Here is a 16,960-nt window from a genome sequence, read left to right as displayed (position 1 = left end):
AGCTTATTTGCTATCACACAGAGATTGCCTCTTCTCGTTTCTGGATCTTTTTTTCCAATTTACGCATTATGATGATGCAAAACCCAAATATCACCGAAATCAAGAAAAGTACACAGACCATTATGGATTGCGTCATAATAAAAATAATAATATTCCTGCTACCTTGCTACCCTCTTACCTTCCTCACATTGCAAACAATAAAGATTTTCAAACCACGCCAATCTATAAACAATAGTCACAATTCAGCTTTTTCTTCCTAAAAATTCTCCTATTTTCAAGAAAATGACCCTGCATCCCCACCTTCAATAGGATTCATTTCAAAGCTTGAATGAACAAGGCTCCTAAAAATACGAAAACAACCCATATACCGCGCGCCCCTACGAGCAAAACCGTTCCTTCCTCACGCCTCAAACGATAAAGTAAGTCCCAAGCGTTCACTCTAGGCTCTAAACCCCACGGGCTCTTATTCCCTTTAATCAACACTGATCCAGTATCGGCTTTTCTTCCACTCAATGCCATCCTCAACACTGCCCCTTTAAAGCAATGTTTACGGGACAACCCATAAAGAGCACCAAACCATCTCAGAGGCAAAATGGTATAGAGAGCAATCCCTATAAAGGCTGAATCTCTCATAATTTTTTCATTATTTTTCCCCCTCTCATGACTTCTCAAACGCTGTATCCTGTTCTTGCAAGATGTTTTTCAGTTCTTTTCTTAAACAGCGATACGTTCTCACCTGCTTAAAGACACCATAATAAAGTTGTAAAATCATCATGGGAATAACAGCAACCCACACTGTCACGAACATAAGCACGAGAACAAATATCATGACAAGAATATCACCCCTTTTTTCTCTATCGCCTTTTTTATACCAATCCTTTTGATCGGTTATTTTACCCCGTTGCTTGTTTATTTCTTTCAATTTTTGAGTATTTTTTCTCAACAAAAGCCACAATGTTATGCAGAGTATCAACATAACTGGGAACAAGACCCAAACACACACTGTAATAATTTGCCAAAACGTACACAAAGAGAGAAAAAGGGGTGTATCCTGCCACCCTGTCAAGTTCTCTTTGCTGCCTAAGGATGGGAGAAAGAAAATCTTGCTCCACAATTCAAGAGAGAAAAAGCTGTACTCTTTTCTATCCAAGGATGAGAGAGAGAGAGAATCCTGTTCCACAGCTCAAGAAAGAAAATCCTGTTCCACAACTCAATAATGAGGGAGAGGAAACAAATGACAACACGCTCTTTCTCAGAAAAAACACTTTTTTCGAAAAAATGGCGCAGTTCATTACAAAATGCTGAATTTTTCCCCTTCATTGCTCTTCCTTTTTTTTATGAAAAACGCATTTCTTTATCTCATGCCCGCTTTTTTAAGAACCACGAAAAGTGCGATGCATGGCGCTTCCCTTGTTTTCAACAAAAAACCCCAACTTTCTAAAAGCGCTGTTGCTCTTCCAAATGATTAAGAGCATCCTCCTCATTACAAACGAAAATAGGCTATCCTCTTTGCCTGATGATTTTCCAACCATTCATCCCCTCTTCTTGTGTCATGAGCTTCCAAATATTACCTCTTACCCCTCACGATAGCTACACAAGCGCCTTGTCACTCTCTTTTCTTATGCGTTTTAATTCCCGTTTCACTCTACAATACGTTCTCACGCGCTTGAAAACAAAATAATAAAATTCTAAAATGAGCATGACAACACCCGCAGGAAAAAAGACGTTTAGCAGAAATATCAACCAAAAGTATACGATAAAAAAACTGCTTATTCTTTCTCTATTGTTTTTTACCGGATTATTTTGTTGATCGGTTGTGTGCCCCCGTTGCTGGATAGCCTCATCCAACTGCTGAATCTTTTTTTTCAACAAATACGTTAAGATGAGATAAAGCACCAATAAAACAGGCATCAAGGCAACAACACACACCATGATGACTTCACGCAGCACAAAAAGCGCCAAAAGAGTGCTATCCTGTGATACACTCAACGTCCACTTGGATTCTAATGGGATCAAAAGAGCTTTATAACCTATCCCAATAAGGATAGAAATAAGACAAATAATAATATGATCTTTATAAGAACGAAATGATTTTCCAAAAACAAGAGAGCACCGTTTGTTATAAAATGTGGAATTTTCCCCCTTCATTTGCTCTTCCCTTTTATGCAACTGTTTGTCCCTGACTTTATAAGGACACGCATAATCTCTCAAGCACAATTGCATCCATTGTCGTCAAACAGAACACCCCAGAGAACACTCGTATTGCATATTTATGTTGCCAATACTTTTGCCAATTCACGTGCTTGTTTAAAAAAACATCTCTCAACACTTGCAAACCAACACGCATCACCCCCATTTCATGAACAGCCCCCATGAAGGGGATAACAATAGCGCCCCCATGAATATATCCCCCTTACTATAAACTCTATCACCCCTATTATTTCAATAAAAAATGTAATCCGGCACCATTCATATACGCCCCCTGTAGCCTCTACAATAGCCTTACCCTCCCTTGCGACAAGCCACGCCATAACTCGTTCCTCAACACGGACAACCCCCATTAGCCTAAGGCTCCTACAACAAACCCACCCCTGCCCCAAAAACAGGCATACCCCGCCTTTACGATAGTCTTTATCCCTTGAAAAGACAGAAGCATTTTTATTCTTTTCTCAATTGTTTTCCGCCCACTTAAGACATAAAAAAAGGAACTTCCATTGATTTGCAAATGATCGCGCAATAAGAACATTTGAAATGAGAAAATCTTACAACTTTCTTATTTCAATTAAAAAGGCTCAATGATCATTATAAATCAAAATATGACGATACATTCCATTTTTCATTAGAGTTCTTGCAAGCCAATAGCTCAGAATATATTCATAAAAGCGCTTCTAAGACACGAGACAGCCGCGATTCTTGAGATCAAGCATTTTAATATTAATGAAAGCACTAACATTCTCTTACAAGTTTGAGGTGTTGTTTTGTCAACAATCTTGTTAGCATGGACTGATTCTATGATGATGCGATATCATCACAATTGCTCTTTATGGACAGCATAATGATACGCGCCATTTTACTCACAATTCTTTATAAGCCTTGCGTTATAGGCTTGTGGGGAAAAGATAAAGGAGAATCCTGTTGAATATAGCAATTATTTTGGGGTCTGTGCGTCAACCTTCCTTAACAAGAACTTTAGCCAATTATTTAGCCGATTGCCTCATAAAGCGGGGTGCATCACTTCATTGGGTTGATTTGCGTGAACAGCCCTTGCCGATGACAGATCCAGATTATCATCAGCAGGTTGAGGCTAATCCAAGTGCTGCGGTTCGTAAGTTTGTAAAAACCATTGCAGCGGCTGATGGCGTTATTCTAGCAAGCCCCGTTTATCAAGGGTCTTATTCGGGTGTTTTAAAAAATGCTCTTGATAATTTGAGCTATAATGCCTTTTTAAATAAACCTGTTGGGCTTATCTCTCATGGAAGTACCGCCAAAAAATGCGCACAACCGTGTGAACATTTATTGCCGTTGGTGCGCACGCTTTATGGCTATGCACTCCAATGTCAAATCGCCTCTTCCAACGAAGATTTTTCCTCAGATGATGAAGGTCGTACTTGGAAAGTTATAAGTGACGAGGTACAAACACGTTGTGAAAGACTTGCTGATGAAATGTACACATTTTTAAAGCAAAGAGGTGGGATTTAAAGCAATAAGGGAGGGGGCATGAAAAAAAAGGATGCGCACTATCGTTATTTAGTGGTAGGGGGCACAGGGATGCTTGCCCCTTTGTATCAATCACTAGAGCCGCAAGAAGTGATTATTGCTGCACGCTTTCTTTCCCATAAAGTCCAGCTTGAGGCATTGCAAAAACAGCATATGTGTGTGCCATTGGATTATGATTGTGCAGCATCAAAGGCACAATTTTTAGAAGCTGTGAAGCAATGGCATGATCTAAAATATTGCATATTATGGATTCATTCACCTGCCCATGCATTTTCTTGCGCATTAATTGAGCAGTTAGCTCTTTTGCCTAAACCACCATGTATTCTTCATATTCTTGGTTCCAACACGCATGATCAAATGATCCTCGAGTGCGCGCGCAAAAACAAAGTTGATTTTATCCCCATTCAATTAGGACAAAAAACAACGTCAAAAGGTTTACGATGGCTAACACATCAGGAGATAAGCCAACAGGTACTGGATGCCATAAAAAACCATATGAATAAACAAAACTTATGATCAATACCTCTTGCCATGCAAAGAAGCCGAGCCCCCTCAATCTCTATCCATACCCGAACATCCTCTTGAATAGCCTATACTCTCTACATCATAAGCTTTGTGAACGAACAGTTCCCCTCCTTTACGCCTCTAAACAGCATCCTTATATCAACAGCTTCAGAACCAAACGTTTTTTCCTCCTCACACGGGCTTATCCCCTCCCCACAACCATCACAGCCCTTAAGCAACCACATACCCTATTACAGTTTCACGTTTTTACGATTTTGCAAATTCACAGAAAACAAGCAAACTGCCGATCAACAGCCCCATTAAAGCCTATCATCAGCCTATTCATTGCCATCAACCCTTTTCCCCCAACGCCCTCCATTCTCCCAATCCCCCATTCCAATTTTGACGCATTTCACAATCCAGCCTTTACGCCTCCATTGCCACTCTCTTCTCCCCAACCGCCCCAAAACCCTCACAGCTCTTAAGCAACCATACATCCTTGCCATTACAGTTTCACGTTTTTACGATTTTGCAAATTCACAGAAAACAGGAAAACTTCTGATAAACAGCCACAGCCTATTACAAGCCTATTAATTGGCATCAGCCCTTTTCAAACAGAGATCAGCGTAAAATGAGAAAAATAATCCATGCCCTCCTCCCAAGCTGTGAAGCAATGGCATGATCTAAAACTCACACCTCCCCCCATGACATGAGCGCTACATACGCTTTTTCAGCGCTGCATTTAATTGCCGTGTAACCTTGTAATACGATATCAAACGCTTTATAAAAGAAATATACAGTGCCACAATGGGTATTGTTAAGAAAAAATCAAAAACACCCCCCAGCAGAATGATCAAAATCACCGTCCAAAATGCCGCTATTTCGTAATGCATTTTATCCCCTTCCCTTTATAAATTAATTTGTATGGTATAAATTGATTGATTGGGTTGCTTCAGTCACTTCTTCCAACTGCTGAATCTTCTTTTTCAATCGATGGGTTAAAATTTCACGAAGGATCACAACAACAGGGATCGTTGCAAAAATACATACCGATAAAAAAAACCAGAAAAACAAGAGAATGATAATATATTCAAATCTGCTCTCATCTATCTCAGCTATCCCTTTAGAGCAAATCACATAGACATAAGCTTTGAAAAACATAATGATGAAAGAGAGGCATGCGTGGAGGATATAATCTTTGCGTGAAAAAGCGAGCCATTTTTTTAACGAATAGGAACTTATCTGTGTTTCTAGTGCTAAGTTTTGCGGCACTCTCTCTTTTTCTTTTCCGCTTTTTTCAAAGAAACAAAAACGCTGTGGGTGTTCTTTCATCAAACGTCTTTGTTTTTTCACTCTGTAATAGAGCCTCAAACGCTTGATTAAAGAATAATAAGGCGCCACAATAATCATATTCACGAAAATGGCAAAAACTGTAACTGCATTTAGAAGAAAATATCCAAACGGCAGAAACAAAATAAAAAGCGCGATCTCACCCCTCATGCGTATAGTCTCATTGATTAATCTCTTGCTGCTTTATTTTTTCTTTTAGTTTTTTCTTTATTTTTTCCAATCTGCGCTCTTTAAAACGATAAAGCCCCCAAATGATCGGAAGAGGAGTGAGAAGACAAAACCAAATCAACACTGGTAAGAGAAAAATAAGATAACCAATTCCTTCCCATTTTATCCATTGCAACGGCTGTACCAGAGATTTTGCACCAGCAGGAACTTCTAAAGCCATCATGATAAGACATGTGCAAAACATAGTGAAAAAGCGGCGCCCTATTATTTCACAGCTCCTCACCCCTTTACGCCTTTCCACTGAAGACACCATAAATTTTTTGAATGAAAAGAAAGACACTTCAAATGTTGCTTTTTTCTCCTGCATTGTTCCCCTCTGCTTTTACACTTCGCGCTTTTTACGCATTATTTTTAGGTTTAAGCTCTTTTTAATTTATCTAAACTCTTTATTTTTCTCAATAAATTTTTTCATCAATCCTAATTTCTACATCCATATATTCTAACTCCCCATCCTTTATGTAAAGAATATGAGGACGATAGTTTTTTCCATCAACCTCACAAATTGCGTCCTTTTCGTAAACAAAATATCCCTGTTGCCTTAATTCTTGTCTTTTTTCCTCGATCAAATTTTCATAAGAATCTCTTCTTCTATTGCACAAATTGGGATCTGTAGCTCTAAAACATTCATAGCTTTCTACCTCCATGGAAAAATCCTTTGCCGCCTGTTGAAGCAAATCGTAACTGGGTTGCTTTGTCTTTTCTACCGCCTGAGCAATCACCATCGCGCGTTCCAGATGCTCTTCTTCGATGCTTGTTTCAAAGCCCAGCTTCTCACCTTCCATAAAGCTTTTGTGATAAGAGTGTAAAGTTTCAACATCGCCCATCAAAGCCAGAGCCGCAAGATAACGCAGGGAATAAGAAGCCAACCGAGGGACCACCGTTTTGTTTTCCCAAGGCAGGATTCTATATTGAGAGTGAAGCATCTTGCCAAGATCAACCTCAGTCATTGCCTCATCTAAAGCTTTCTCGAGTGCACGACGTAAACATCCAACGCTTACCTTTTCTTCAAAAATTTCCAACCCCTTCACATCAAAACTCAATTCAAGAGCAATCAAACCTCCAGAATTATAAGGGTCTATTGTTTGGCAAGCCGCCGCATGGATACCAGAAACCACCGCAATTGCACAATCAAATCGCGGATACCCCTTCTCAGCATTATAAAGAAACTGCACTTCACGATCTGGTAAATAATAGGTGGCCAAATGATCCCCTTTTCCTTCAATTTCCACCCTCCATCCCAAACTCTTTAAAAGCGCCGTTGCACTTTCCATCGTTAGGATTTTCTCATCAGAAAGAGAAAACTCTTTTACCTCAGATAACGGCTTAATCATCGGCATTTCCTCACTGGACGGCTCAAAAGCGACAGGTTGTTCAAGCACGCGGCTTAATTCTTTTGTCACTTGGCAATATAGTCTCACCCGCTTGAAAGTAGAGTAATACAATGCCCAAATAAACATCACGACCACGGCAGAAAGCAGCGTGAAAAGCGTCAAGCCCACACCCCACGAGAGTACAACAATAATATCCATCATTTTAATATCTATCATTTTCTCCGCCCCTTCATGCGCTGTTTTGTTGAGAAGCGGTTTTTCTCCGCTTCCAGATTGCTTGCTCCAACATATCGATCTTTTCTTTCAACAGAACCGTGAAAATGATACGAACCACAAAGGCAACAGGGATGAACAAAAAAATAAACCATGATATAAGCTCCATAATTAACGAGAGAGCTGCCACGACATCCCCTTCCCACTCCGCCAACTTCCACCCAAGCAACATGGGTACGAAGCGAAGAGCCGTTCTTAAAGCTGCCACAATGAAAGCAATACAAAAGATGACTTTATAATTTTTGCGTGTCAGAAACGCTTCTTCAAGCGCAAAAGACCGTGGTTCTTCATCCAATGATGCATCTTTTCCATTGCCCCTCATTTTTACCCCTCATTTGTTTCAATTTCTAAGTCATTTTCATGAACCGAAGCTTTCGTCCTCACAATGAATGAGGGTTCATCAATATCAAGCGCTTGTATCCCTCATCTTTTATAAAGACAATATCAAGGGTGCATTTTTTTTCATCACCTTCAAACATTGCACGAAGAGAAGTGCTCCTACAACACATGAGAATATATAAAGACCTGTATTCATTTTCTGCCCGCCCTTCACGCGCGGTTTTGTTGATAATTGTTTTTTCTTCGCTGCCAAATTACTTGATCCAATTTATCGAGCTTTTTTTTCAACAAACGCGTAAAGATGATACGGACCACAAAGGCAACAGGAATGAATACAAAAATTAAATCTAATATAACCTGCACGATGCAAAAGAGAACTGTTATGACATCCCCTTCCCACCCCGCCAACTTCCACTCAAGCCACATGAGTAAGAAGAGAAGAGCCGTTCTTAAAGCTGACACAATGAAAGCAATACAAAAGATGACTTTATAATTTTTGCTTGTCAGAAACGTTTCTTCCAGCGAAAAAGACCGTGGCTCTTCATCCAATGGTGCATTTTTTCCATTGCCCCTCATTTTTACCCCTCATTTGTTTCAATTTCTAAGCCATTTTCATGAACTGAAGCTTTCGTCCTCACAATGGATGAGGGTTCAATCAATATCACGCGCTTGTATCCCTCATTTTTTATAAAGACAATATCAGCGGTGCATTTTTTTCCATCACCTTCAAACATCATGTTTTCATCACTCACAGTGTACCCCCTATTGTCTTAAGGCTTCTCTTTTCTCCTCGATCAAATTTTCATAAAAATATCTTCTTCTATTGCACAAATTTGGGTCTATGGTTCTAAAATTCTAAGTGCTCTTTTTATTTTCAGGAAGATAAGCTGCTTTCCAAAGAAGAAGCAAACGAGTGCAAGAAAATCGTAACGAAGTTGCTTTGTCTTTATGACGATTTGAATCATCTAGCAAAACCGGCCCAAATAGATTTTTTCGATATTTTTTTTCAAAGCCCAAACTTTCATCTTCCATAAAGTTTTTATGAGAAAGCTGCCAAATGTTAACATCAGCCCTCAATACCAAAGCCCCAAGGTAGTGTAGCAAAGAAGAGTCCACTTGAGAGATAGAACAATTTCCTTTTCCCAAGGAAGGGTGTTCTATTGAAAGCCAAGCACGCGGACAAGATCAACCTCATTCATTGCCCTCATCGAAAACTTCCTCAAGTACACAGCATAAATGCCTTACGCTTACCTCTTCCTCAAAAAATTTCAATCCCTTTGCCTTAAAATCCACCCCTTTGCCTCAAAGCCTCGTTGTCAATCTGGCAAAGCCCTAAAATGATAAGGATTAATTATTTGGCAAGCCGCCGCATGGATACCAGCGCCTCTCACAATTCCATAACCAAATTGCACAAAACCTTTTTCATCCAGAGAGAGAAACTGTCCTTCACGGTCTCGTAAATAAATAACAGTCTCGTAAATAAATAGATGTCCCTCTTTTCTTTCAATTTTCTCCCTCCACCTCAAGCTTTTTAAAAGCACTGTTACACTTTCTATGGAGCAAAACGTGTGCTTTTGGCTCACCTTCTCTATGCGTCTTGCCTCTCCACCTGCAAAAAATGGGCTTTTCTTCCCCAAACACCAGAATATCTTTTGCTTTAAGTATAGATTTTTCGCTCTCAATATCGCTTGGTAAGACACATTTTTATGCTTGATAAAAAGAAAATAAGTTACAAGATTTTCTCTCTTTAAGAGAACAACAGCAAGTAAAGTCCAAGAGCAGCCCCTCTTCATTTTCCCCCCAGCACTCAAGCAAGAGCCTCAATTTTTCTCAAAAACACGACACAAATATAAAAAGGCATAAAACGAGAAGTGTCCCCCATGCTCCTTAATGAACAAGTCAAAGGCAAGGCTCAATAAAAGCCCTCTTCACTTTTTCCCCTCGCTCATTTTCCCCTCACTCACATCATATAATATGACGGGAGCTCCTTTCTGCTCAACCTCTTCTTCTAATTGCCGTATCATTTTGTTCAACTGACGGGTCACGATAAAACGCATAATAAAAACAATCGGTAAGAATAAAAAAGTACAGGCAAGCAGCCATGCCAGTGGCTCGAATACGACAAGAGAAACAAAGTCCTGCCCTCTCCATATCTTAACGACAACAGTTATAACTATTGGAGCAGTCGCCATGACCGTAGAAAGATAGAATATTTTTTTATAGTCTTGCCAAACAAGAGAAAGCTGCTTTTTATCAAACATTCTGCTGCTTTTTATTTTGGGGAGTTCTGTTTTAAGGCGATATCGCGTTCATTAAGCACGCATTTCAGTTCCTTTTTCACGCGACAATAAAGCCTCGCACGCTTGATAAACAGGTAATAAATGACAACGATTGGCGCCCATATTAAAACACCTAAGAGCGTAAAGAACAGGAAAGAAATGGCTATTAATGTTATAAGACTACTCGTCATTTTGTCTCCCTACCACATTCTGCATACGGATTACCTGATCACGTTGTTGTATCGCTTCTTCCAATTGTTGAAGCATTTTGTTCAATTTTCTCGTTAATTTTATACACATGATCCCAATGATCGGAGAAAAGAGAAGAACCCCTAACCATAGAAGGCCATAAATAATGCGACCTATTGAAAACCGCGGTACTATAAAACTGACCATACTATCCTTCCACCATACCAAATGTACGATAGAGAAAGCAAATTGCAAAACGGTAAAGAGGATAAAAATAAAAAGAATTATTTTACATTCTTTTGAATAAAGAGGCAGAGATTCTTTAAAGTTAAGAAAGCGTATTTTCGCATCAAGTGTCTTATGCGCGAGATTGTGTCTTTTCATTTCTCCCAGATCGTTGCGCAACTGTTGTATGGCTTGCTTTTGTTGCGTCGTACTCTTTTTCACGTCTTGAGTGAGTTTAAAAGACAACTTCATATGCTTGATCAACAGGTAAGGAAGCCTAATCATAACCATAAACATTAAAATGGCAATGATGATGCCCCCTAAAAAACTCAAATATTGTATCATAATGCTCACTTTTTTCCCCTATCGCATTGATATGAAATCATCATTTTCATTCTCTTCTCAAGCAAATGTTTCTAATTTCTTTACTGTTTTTTTCACGCCATAATGAAGGAAACTATGGAGAATTAAAATGACAGGTAAAGTGATGGCACTACATACCAAAATAAACAAAAACGGCAGCGCTTCAATCAATAACAAAAAAAACAACGGATTATTGTGTGAAACAGTCGCATATCGTGCAATAAAAGACGAAAAAAGCACAGCATGTATAAAAAGCGCAACTGCAATGAAAGCCATCCAAGAGATTATTTTATAATCTTTTTTTGAGAGAAGCAAAGATTCTTGAAAAGAAAAGGCACTGAACTGTGTTGCAAGAACTGTATTCTGTCCTCTACCCTCTGCCTGATTATGCCTCAAATTCTGCGCTGCACCCTTTTTTAATTTCCTTCGCATCTTACATAACAGTACTGCCCGTTTTATCAAAGAATAATAAATGGCCAAGATGATCTTCACGGTAGAAAAGAGTACCATGCTCCACGCAGAATAAATAAAGATAGCTATCCCTAAGGAGATCAATAATGTAGTTATTAAAAGAGGCATTATAGAAGTGATCACTTTTCTCCCCTATCATATTTTGTTGAGAGATTGGTTGTCTGGCTGTTGCTGCTCTGGCAATGTTTCCCACAGCTTCATCATTTCCTTCGCATCCCGTTTAGAAATGGCGTTAAAAATAGAAAAGAGCGGAAACAACACGAAAAGGACGCCAAAAATTATTTGCGGTAAGAGACATAAAAAAGCCCAAACACCATTCCACCCGAAGTTACGAAGAAATTCGATCGCAGGAATCTGTATAAAACTCTGACTCATTTCTTGAAAATCTTCTTGTTTCATTTTTCCCAGTGCTTGGAGCTGTTCCTTGGATATAACGTGAAAAAATTCCAAAGGGCTCATATAGGCAGACGCGGAAAAAAGCACCAACAAGAGGATAGCCAAACAACAAATGATGATATAATCGCCTGTTGAGAGAGCCGTCCATTTTTTGAAAGCTTCTGATTGATCCAACACTGGCTGCGATACAAAAGCCTTATCTCCCTTATGGGCAGATTGGTGTTGTGATTTATCTTCGATCATACGGATACTCCCCCACTTCTAAAATTCCCACTCTTCAATATTTGATAGCACGCCACCAGCGCGGTAAATTCGCTTAGCACCCTTCTCAGAGTAATGCAAGCACTATAATCTCCCTTCTAAATATTTTATTCATTGCCCTATACGCGCTTATACATGCGCGCTTACAAGCCAAAACACCCCTTTTCCCAAGGAAGGGTGTTCTATTGAAAGCCAAGCACGCGGCCAAGATCAACCTCAGTCCCAAATCAACCTTAGTCATTGCCTCTTCTCAAGCTTTCTCGAGTGCACAACGTAATCACTGGACGGCTTACCTTTTCCTCAAAAATTTCCAATCCCTTTGCCTTAAAGCCTCGTTGTCAATCTGGCAAAGCCCTAAAATGATAAGGATTAATTATTTGGCACGCCGCCGCATGAATACCAGCGCCTCTCACAATTCCATAATTAAATTGCACAAAATCTTTTTCATCCAGAGAGAGAAACTGTCCTTCACGGTCTCGTAAATAAATAGATGTCCCTCTTCTCTTTCAATTTTCCCCCTCCACCCCAAGGTCTTTAAAAGCATTGTTGCCCTTTCTCTATAGAGTAAAACGTCTTGATCAAGAGGACTGGCAAAATGTGTGATGCTACGGACTTTCTTCTTCACAAGCGTAAAAATGGAAGTGTGCAATAGATTTTATATTATTCAAACTTTATATGGATTTCATTGGGGACTTTATCGTTATACCCTTCATGAGCACCCTTGAAAAATGGGCAAAAGAGAGCCCTAAGACATGGCTCTTTAAAAAGCAACACAAAACAAAGTCAAACAAGCAATCGATTATCCAGTATGAAAAACGTGCGACAAACAACCTTAATCCTCATTTGAAAGCTTCTTAATCAAAAAGGCTTCATTTTAAAAATTCTTCATTAAAGATGAAATATCTCACAGCCCCTACATTCATCAAGGCATCTCCTATAAAAGCATCTTTTTATAAAGGCATTTTCCACTTATAAAAACAGCTTCTTTCGATAATGCATTCCGTCCTTTAAACGACATCCCCTCGTCTTATGATGAGATCCATTAAAACGGAGATTTTTATACGCTATAAAGGATACACCAAACAAAATAGCGAGATCATTCACAGTTTATTTTAAGCCGATAAACGATATTTTATTTGAAAATATAGGGCATCTTATGCTATTATAATAGAATGTAGAGGTTTGCTTTTTGCCGCTCTCTGCCACTCAACAGAAGACAATATATCTCCTATAAAGGATAAAAGTATGCTTAACAGCGTGATGTATATCAAATATCTTGGGAAAGCGCCCAACAACAAAAAAATAAGAGAACCCAAATAAAAAGCTTCCAACTTAAGAAAACAATGACCTTTCAAAAGTGGAATTGAAAAATTTCCACAAAGCGCTCGTGAAAAAAGAGACAAATAATCCCATTAGAAAAAACTTCCTATTAGAAAGACGATGACATGCCCTTGAAATCCATTGTTATTTTTTCATTCACATTTGACAAAAATTTTCCTTCAATCTCTCAAGAACAGTTAAGAAATATTTAAAAAGCAAATAATCCGCTAGCAATAAAAAAATAAGCATGATAGGGGCGGAAGATAAGACTGATAGGGATAAGATAAAAAAGGTAAGAAACCACCTTAAAGATGATTTTTTCGCCCCACACCGTTGCTTTTCTTTGCATTTAAAACGCCTTTAGTATCGTTTGTTTTTTGATCTGCAACGGCTAATATTTCCCAGTATTTGCTCACTCCCCCAGTATTTTCCTCCTTTTAAGTATTTTCCCCCTCTTAAGTATTTGCTCCCCCCAATATTTGCGCCAAGTGCTTTTTACATCACTGTCCCCCATCAACAGACAGTTTCTTTTTCATTCAAATGGTTAAGTTCATGAAAATACGTAAAAAACGCAGTAGATCGAAAATAACAGGAAAGCGAGAGCCCAATAGCTGTATTTCACGTGCCCAAAATTCCAGCGAATCTGCGCTTCAATCTGCGATTGAAATGCGTGCAAAACACTTTGGTTTAAGCTTCGAAGAAGCGAAAAATCCGCTTGTCGGAACCTATATTGGGCGTCTTTGTTTGCTTGGCTATAAAGAGGCTTCATCAGGCATCAGTAAAGAGCAATATGACACGGCGCAACAATACTTGCAAATTAGAAACGACTATTTATGTGCAAAAGGTTTACCAAACGGTTATTATGATGGTTTTACGCACAGCGCATCAGATGAGAAAGCAAAAAAGCAATGGGTCCAAAGAGCAACCGAACACTATGAAGCTATGCAAGAAGCGATTAAAGAAGCACAATATCTACATCGTCAACACAACTTTCATGCGGCATTACACTATCTTGTTATAGAAGATCAACCGCTGCCTAATCTTGTTGGTTCGTTGCGTATTATTCTTGATGCCCTTTATAAACATTTTGACAGTTCTACCCAAAAGAGCCTTGGCTAAAACACCCATCATTTCCTCCCCCTCACAGGATAAAGATTCTCCCCCTCCTTTATAACATGCCTCTTTATAACCAGCGCCTTTATAAAGTCCCCCTTTGGCAAGTGACACTTGAGATCCACTGAGCTTGCCCTTTCATAAAATTTCATGGGTTAACAAGCTTAAAGCGCACAACAAACAAGCTTAAAAATATCCACCACGCCCTTAAAAAAATACTTCAACTGTCAAAGAGACTTAACCTTATATCTACCCATACCTCACTTATCCATGCCTCAAAGGACAATATTTCACGGCATATTCACGGCATGGGCAGGATAAATATTGCCCCCTCTTTAAAACAGCAACATTCTCCCCTCTACCCCCCATTGTAACAAATCACCCTCATCATACGCTTCCCCCAATATCGCGACATCCTTAGCTCTTCAGATAATTCATTATCGTCATTTTACATCTTTTCTTGTACAATTCTATATGGCTCTTCTGATCTTATGACGGACAAGAGCTATGGCTTTTATTTCAGCATAATCTGGGTTTCTCATTCAAGATAAATAACGATAAAATATCCACTATAAATAAATAGCTTATCATTAAAACAACCCGTTGATTTTTGACACAATTAAAAGCATCATCCCTTAAACGAAAGAAAAAGCCCCTACCAACAATCTCCTCCCTCATCAACAACTGCACCGATAACCCTCCCCCCCCCATCACATCACCACTAATACGACAGCCAGCATAGCCCCAATTCACCCACACAAATCGCCTACACCTAAAGCTTTGCTCCGCAAACACCATCCAGCCACCGCCTTCCCAATTTCATCAATAAAATACCACGGATTTCAAAACCACAATTCTCCCTTCATCTTGTCCCCGCCTTTCTCAAAGGAGAAAAAGCATTTACTCAATAAATCTTTATACAGAAATCTTTAGAGACCCCAACAGCCACTCGAAGGGCCATCACGCCTCTAAGCACCCACGAGCCCCCCACCTCGTCATCCCCCTCGGAACACCCCCTGCGCAATACCTAAAGCTTTGCCCCCGCAATACCTTCCAACCACCGCCTTCCCAATTCCATCAATAAAATACCACGGATTTCAAAACCACAATTCTCCCTTCATCTTGTCCCCTCCTTTCTCAAAGGAGAAAATGTTTTTTGCCACATCAAAAACTTTTCCATTAAAACAAGATATTTTGCTGCATAGCCAATGAATGAGCTTTTTTCTGTAGATTTTTCCCGCGATAAAGGAGGAAAAATAATCGTTTTGCGGTTGACAGAATCTGAAAAATCGTATTTAATGACGGGTGCGGTAAGGGGTTTTCTGTGTCCAGATTTCATCATAAAATTTTCGCATTATTATAGGCTATTATAAGTTATTATAGACTGTTATAAAACAGTGTGTCTTGCGACAATGTTTAAAACTTTACGGTTTGAAGGTATCTTTCGTCTTTTTCTGACTGTTTTCTTTTGCATCACCCAATTTGCATCACCAACAACTCTATAATTTTGAGATTTTCAAAACAAGCCGTATTCACGGGCTCCCAATAGAACGCCCTAATAATCCCCCCATAAAATACCAATATAATACATCACAGCAATGATGAGCAATACACGCATAAAAATATGAAAACGGCATCATTATGCTCTCATCGCCTCACCTTTCAAGATGCAAAGGCTTGTTTTTCAAAACATTGTTTAGCCAAAATTGAAGAAGATAATACCACCTATCGATCATCAACATAGAGGCTAAGATTATGAAGCCACAAGATTCTCCCCCACCTCATTCCTCACAAACACCAGAAGGAGCAAGCGCACCTGAAGGAGCGCATGCAAATGCATCATTAGACACTCTTACTGCACATTTAGAACGGCTTAACATTGAAAAAATAAAAAACACCCCTTTCAACCGTGCCGAGTTAAAAGATATTGTTGCTGGTTTAGAACAGCATAATGCCGATGGCAGTTGGATCAAAAATTATTATGATATTTTAGATCTTTACATGATGCCAGCCTTGGTCGATCAAGCAAATCGTAAATATCCAGAGATGAATCTCAAACTTACAAGCCCCCCTGACGGCTTTGCCCTTGCACTCAAAGAAACGCTCGAAAAGGGCATAAAATCTTCTAGGCTGATCGTTAACGCACAAGATAGGGGAATTCATTTTGCGGTTGTCGATCATCAAACCATTGATAATAAAACATCTTTGATCTTTTTTGAACCGACCTTACTGCGTGACACGCTTCCCGCATTACTTGCATTAAGGACGCGACAATCCATTGAACATCACCAATTTCCGAATATTCATTTTGCCATGGTAGAAATGGATATTCAACGAAGCTCCTCTGAATGTGGGATGTTCAGCTTAAGCCTTGCCAAAAAGCTTTATCTCGAAGCTCAAAAATTAGAAAGACTACACAAAGATAATATTAAGGGTGTGTTATGTGAACCAGACACGCCTTTACCTGCTGAAAAATTAGATCCATATCTTCCAGCTCGTTTATACAAACACGTGCAAGGCAGAAGACGTCTTGGGGAATATCTAAAAGCCAATCCAGACGCGGCACATGAAAAAGTAAACAAAAAAGGCGAAACCCTAAAC

The 16,960-nt window shown here is 39.3% G+C and carries 22 protein-coding genes; 6 read left to right on the top strand and 16 right to left on the bottom strand.

The window, feature by feature from the left end; genetic code table 11:
- Positions 1 to 312 precede the first annotated feature (312 nt).
- Both ACFIL7_RS02735 and ACFIL7_RS02730 read right to left on the bottom strand, forming a co-directional pair.
- The gene (locus ACFIL7_RS02735) at positions 313 to 633 is read right to left on the bottom strand and encodes a hypothetical protein (protein ID WP_375683323.1); all 321 of its coding nucleotides are present in this window, start codon (positions 631 to 633) and stop codon (positions 313 to 315) included.
- Between the two features lie 25 nt (positions 634 to 658).
- The gene (locus ACFIL7_RS02730) at positions 659 to 943 is read right to left on the bottom strand and encodes a hypothetical protein (RefSeq protein ID WP_375683322.1); all 285 of its coding nucleotides are present in this window, start codon (positions 941 to 943) and stop codon (positions 659 to 661) included.
- 291 nt (positions 944 to 1,234) lie between these two features.
- Between ACFIL7_RS02730 and ACFIL7_RS02725 the strand changes: the two genes are divergently transcribed.
- Positions 1,235 to 1,441: a hypothetical protein gene (locus ACFIL7_RS02725; RefSeq protein WP_375683321.1), complete on the top strand. Its 207-nt coding sequence runs from the start codon at positions 1,235 to 1,237 to the stop codon at positions 1,439 to 1,441.
- A gap of 149 nt (positions 1,442 to 1,590) precedes the next feature.
- On the opposite strand, the gene ACFIL7_RS02720 is transcribed toward ACFIL7_RS02725, so the two are convergent.
- Entirely contained in the window at positions 1,591 to 2,148 is a 558-nt protein-coding gene (locus ACFIL7_RS02720) for a hypothetical protein (protein WP_375683320.1), read from the bottom strand.
- 209 nt (positions 2,149 to 2,357) lie between these two features.
- On the bottom strand, positions 2,358 to 2,531 hold the full coding sequence (locus ACFIL7_RS02715) for a hypothetical protein (protein ID WP_375683319.1): 174 nt from the start codon (positions 2,529 to 2,531) through the stop codon (positions 2,358 to 2,360).
- Positions 2,532 to 3,135: 604 nt separating this feature from the next.
- Here ACFIL7_RS02715 and ACFIL7_RS02710 point away from each other — a divergent pair.
- Positions 3,136 to 3,699 (top strand): NADPH-dependent FMN reductase, encoded by a 564-nt coding sequence (locus tag ACFIL7_RS02710; protein ID WP_375633355.1) that lies wholly within the window; start codon positions 3,136 to 3,138, stop codon positions 3,697 to 3,699.
- Between the two features lie 18 nt (positions 3,700 to 3,717).
- Positions 3,718 to 4,233 carry a short-chain dehydrogenase gene (locus ACFIL7_RS02705; protein ID WP_375683318.1) on the top strand — a complete coding sequence of 172 codons (516 nt, stop codon included), beginning with the start codon at positions 3,718 to 3,720 and terminating at the stop codon, positions 4,231 to 4,233.
- 903 nt (positions 4,234 to 5,136) lie between these two features.
- On the opposite strand, the gene ACFIL7_RS02700 is transcribed toward ACFIL7_RS02705, so the two are convergent.
- The 10 genes from ACFIL7_RS02700 to ACFIL7_RS02655 all read right to left on the bottom strand — a co-directional run bounded on the left by ACFIL7_RS02700 (position 5,137) and on the right by ACFIL7_RS02655 (position 10,780).
- A complete protein-coding gene (locus ACFIL7_RS02700; RefSeq protein ID WP_375662349.1) occupies positions 5,137 to 5,721 on the bottom strand; it encodes a hypothetical protein in 585 nt (194 codons plus the stop codon).
- A 10-nt stretch (positions 5,722 to 5,731) separates the two neighbouring features.
- Positions 5,732 to 6,106 carry a hypothetical protein gene (locus ACFIL7_RS02695; RefSeq protein WP_375662350.1) on the bottom strand — a complete coding sequence of 125 codons (375 nt, stop codon included), beginning with the start codon at positions 6,104 to 6,106 and terminating at the stop codon, positions 5,732 to 5,734.
- An 88-nt stretch (positions 6,107 to 6,194) separates the two neighbouring features.
- A complete protein-coding gene (locus tag ACFIL7_RS02690) occupies positions 6,195 to 7,346 on the bottom strand; it encodes a DUF6990 domain-containing protein (protein ID WP_375683317.1) in 1,152 nt (383 codons plus the stop codon).
- A 13-nt stretch (positions 7,347 to 7,359) separates the two neighbouring features.
- On the bottom strand, positions 7,360 to 7,725 hold the full coding sequence (locus ACFIL7_RS02685; protein ID WP_375677010.1) for a hypothetical protein: 366 nt from the start codon (positions 7,723 to 7,725) through the stop codon (positions 7,360 to 7,362).
- 227 nt (positions 7,726 to 7,952) lie between these two features.
- Positions 7,953 to 8,318, bottom strand: coding sequence for a hypothetical protein (locus ACFIL7_RS02680; protein ID WP_375636897.1), 366 nt, complete (start codon positions 8,316 to 8,318; stop codon positions 7,953 to 7,955).
- A gap of 2 nt (positions 8,319 to 8,320) precedes the next feature.
- A complete protein-coding gene (locus tag ACFIL7_RS02675) occupies positions 8,321 to 8,494 on the bottom strand; it encodes a hypothetical protein (RefSeq protein ID WP_375636896.1) in 174 nt (57 codons plus the stop codon).
- A 103-nt stretch (positions 8,495 to 8,597) separates the two neighbouring features.
- Positions 8,598 to 8,846: a hypothetical protein gene (locus tag ACFIL7_RS02670; RefSeq protein WP_375634503.1), complete on the bottom strand. Its 249-nt coding sequence runs from the start codon at positions 8,844 to 8,846 to the stop codon at positions 8,598 to 8,600.
- Between the two features lie 212 nt (positions 8,847 to 9,058).
- Positions 9,059 to 9,379 carry a hypothetical protein gene (locus ACFIL7_RS02665; RefSeq protein WP_375683316.1) on the bottom strand — a complete coding sequence of 107 codons (321 nt, stop codon included), beginning with the start codon at positions 9,377 to 9,379 and terminating at the stop codon, positions 9,059 to 9,061.
- A gap of 291 nt (positions 9,380 to 9,670) precedes the next feature.
- Complete coding sequence (locus ACFIL7_RS02660) at positions 9,671 to 10,003, bottom strand: hypothetical protein (protein ID WP_375677009.1); 333 nt, start codon at positions 10,001 to 10,003, stop codon at positions 9,671 to 9,673.
- A 198-nt stretch (positions 10,004 to 10,201) separates the two neighbouring features.
- Positions 10,202 to 10,780 carry a hypothetical protein gene (locus ACFIL7_RS02655; RefSeq protein ID WP_375683315.1) on the bottom strand — a complete coding sequence of 193 codons (579 nt, stop codon included), beginning with the start codon at positions 10,778 to 10,780 and terminating at the stop codon, positions 10,202 to 10,204.
- 127 nt (positions 10,781 to 10,907) lie between these two features.
- Between ACFIL7_RS02655 and ACFIL7_RS02650 the strand changes: the two genes are divergently transcribed.
- A complete protein-coding gene (locus tag ACFIL7_RS02650) occupies positions 10,908 to 11,093 on the top strand; it encodes a hypothetical protein (protein ID WP_375683314.1) in 186 nt (61 codons plus the stop codon).
- Positions 11,094 to 11,404: 311 nt separating this feature from the next.
- Here ACFIL7_RS02650 and ACFIL7_RS02645 read toward each other — a convergent pair whose 3' ends face one another.
- Positions 11,405 to 11,908, bottom strand: coding sequence for a hypothetical protein (locus ACFIL7_RS02645; protein ID WP_375683313.1), 504 nt, complete (start codon positions 11,906 to 11,908; stop codon positions 11,405 to 11,407).
- A 1,890-nt stretch (positions 11,909 to 13,798) separates the two neighbouring features.
- Here ACFIL7_RS02645 and ACFIL7_RS02640 point away from each other — a divergent pair.
- Positions 13,799 to 14,365 carry a hypothetical protein gene (locus tag ACFIL7_RS02640; RefSeq protein WP_375636890.1) on the top strand — a complete coding sequence of 189 codons (567 nt, stop codon included), beginning with the start codon at positions 13,799 to 13,801 and terminating at the stop codon, positions 14,363 to 14,365.
- A 1,111-nt stretch (positions 14,366 to 15,476) separates the two neighbouring features.
- Here the strand turns inward: ACFIL7_RS02640 and ACFIL7_RS02635 are convergent.
- Positions 15,477 to 15,701, bottom strand: a complete 225-nt coding sequence (locus ACFIL7_RS02635; protein WP_375633372.1) for a hypothetical protein — start codon at positions 15,699 to 15,701, stop codon at positions 15,477 to 15,479.
- Positions 15,702 to 16,114: 413 nt separating this feature from the next.
- Between ACFIL7_RS02635 and ACFIL7_RS02630 the strand changes: the two genes are divergently transcribed.
- On the top strand, positions 16,115 to 16,960 hold an 846-nt coding region (locus ACFIL7_RS02630; RefSeq protein WP_375683312.1), incomplete at its 3' end, for a YopJ/AvrA family T3SS effector serine/threonine acetyltransferase.

This window comes from Bartonella sp. AP3QHHD (genome assembly GCF_042195765.1).
In the GTDB taxonomy this organism is placed as follows: domain Bacteria; phylum Pseudomonadota; class Alphaproteobacteria; order Rhizobiales; family Rhizobiaceae; genus Bartonella.
Note: the sequence above shows the minus strand (reverse complement) of the source record. Positions and strands in the feature narration are given on the sequence as shown.

Coding starts and splice junctions, on each gene's coding strand:
- ACFIL7_RS02735 (WP_375683323.1), bottom strand. CDS start 633: ATGAGAGATTCAGCCTTTATAGGGATTGCTCTCTATACCATTTTGCCT.
- ACFIL7_RS02725 (WP_375683321.1), top strand. CDS start 1,235: ATGACAACACGCTCTTTCTCAGAAAAAACACTTTTTTCGAAAAAATGG.
- ACFIL7_RS02720 (WP_375683320.1), bottom strand. CDS start 2,148: ATGAAGGGGGAAAATTCCACATTTTATAACAAACGGTGCTCTCTTGTT.
- ACFIL7_RS02715 (WP_375683319.1), bottom strand. CDS start 2,531: ATGGCGTGGCTTGTCGCAAGGGAGGGTAAGGCTATTGTAGAGGCTACA.
- ACFIL7_RS02705 (WP_375683318.1), top strand. CDS start 3,718: ATGAAAAAAAAGGATGCGCACTATCGTTATTTAGTGGTAGGGGGCACA.
- ACFIL7_RS02700 (WP_375662349.1), bottom strand. CDS start 5,721: ATGAGGGGTGAGATCGCGCTTTTTATTTTGTTTCTGCCGTTTGGATAT.
- ACFIL7_RS02695 (WP_375662350.1), bottom strand. CDS start 6,106: ATGCAGGAGAAAAAAGCAACATTTGAAGTGTCTTTCTTTTCATTCAAA.
- ACFIL7_RS02690 (WP_375683317.1), bottom strand. CDS start 7,346: ATGATAGATATTAAAATGATGGATATTATTGTTGTACTCTCGTGGGGT.
- ACFIL7_RS02685 (WP_375677010.1), bottom strand. CDS start 7,725: ATGAGGGGCAATGGAAAAGATGCATCATTGGATGAAGAACCACGGTCT.
- ACFIL7_RS02680 (WP_375636897.1), bottom strand. CDS start 8,318: ATGAGGGGCAATGGAAAAAATGCACCATTGGATGAAGAGCCACGGTCT.
- ACFIL7_RS02660 (WP_375677009.1), bottom strand. CDS start 10,003: ATGTTTGATAAAAAGCAGCTTTCTCTTGTTTGGCAAGACTATAAAAAA.
- ACFIL7_RS02655 (WP_375683315.1), bottom strand. CDS start 10,780: ATGATACAATATTTGAGTTTTTTAGGGGGCATCATCATTGCCATTTTA.
- ACFIL7_RS02650 (WP_375683314.1), top strand. CDS start 10,908: ATGACAGGTAAAGTGATGGCACTACATACCAAAATAAACAAAAACGGC.
- ACFIL7_RS02645 (WP_375683313.1), bottom strand. CDS start 11,908: ATGATCGAAGATAAATCACAACACCAATCTGCCCATAAGGGAGATAAG.
- ACFIL7_RS02640 (WP_375636890.1), top strand. CDS start 13,799: ATGAAAATACGTAAAAAACGCAGTAGATCGAAAATAACAGGAAAGCGA.
- ACFIL7_RS02635 (WP_375633372.1), bottom strand. CDS start 15,701: ATGATGAAATCTGGACACAGAAAACCCCTTACCGCACCCGTCATTAAA.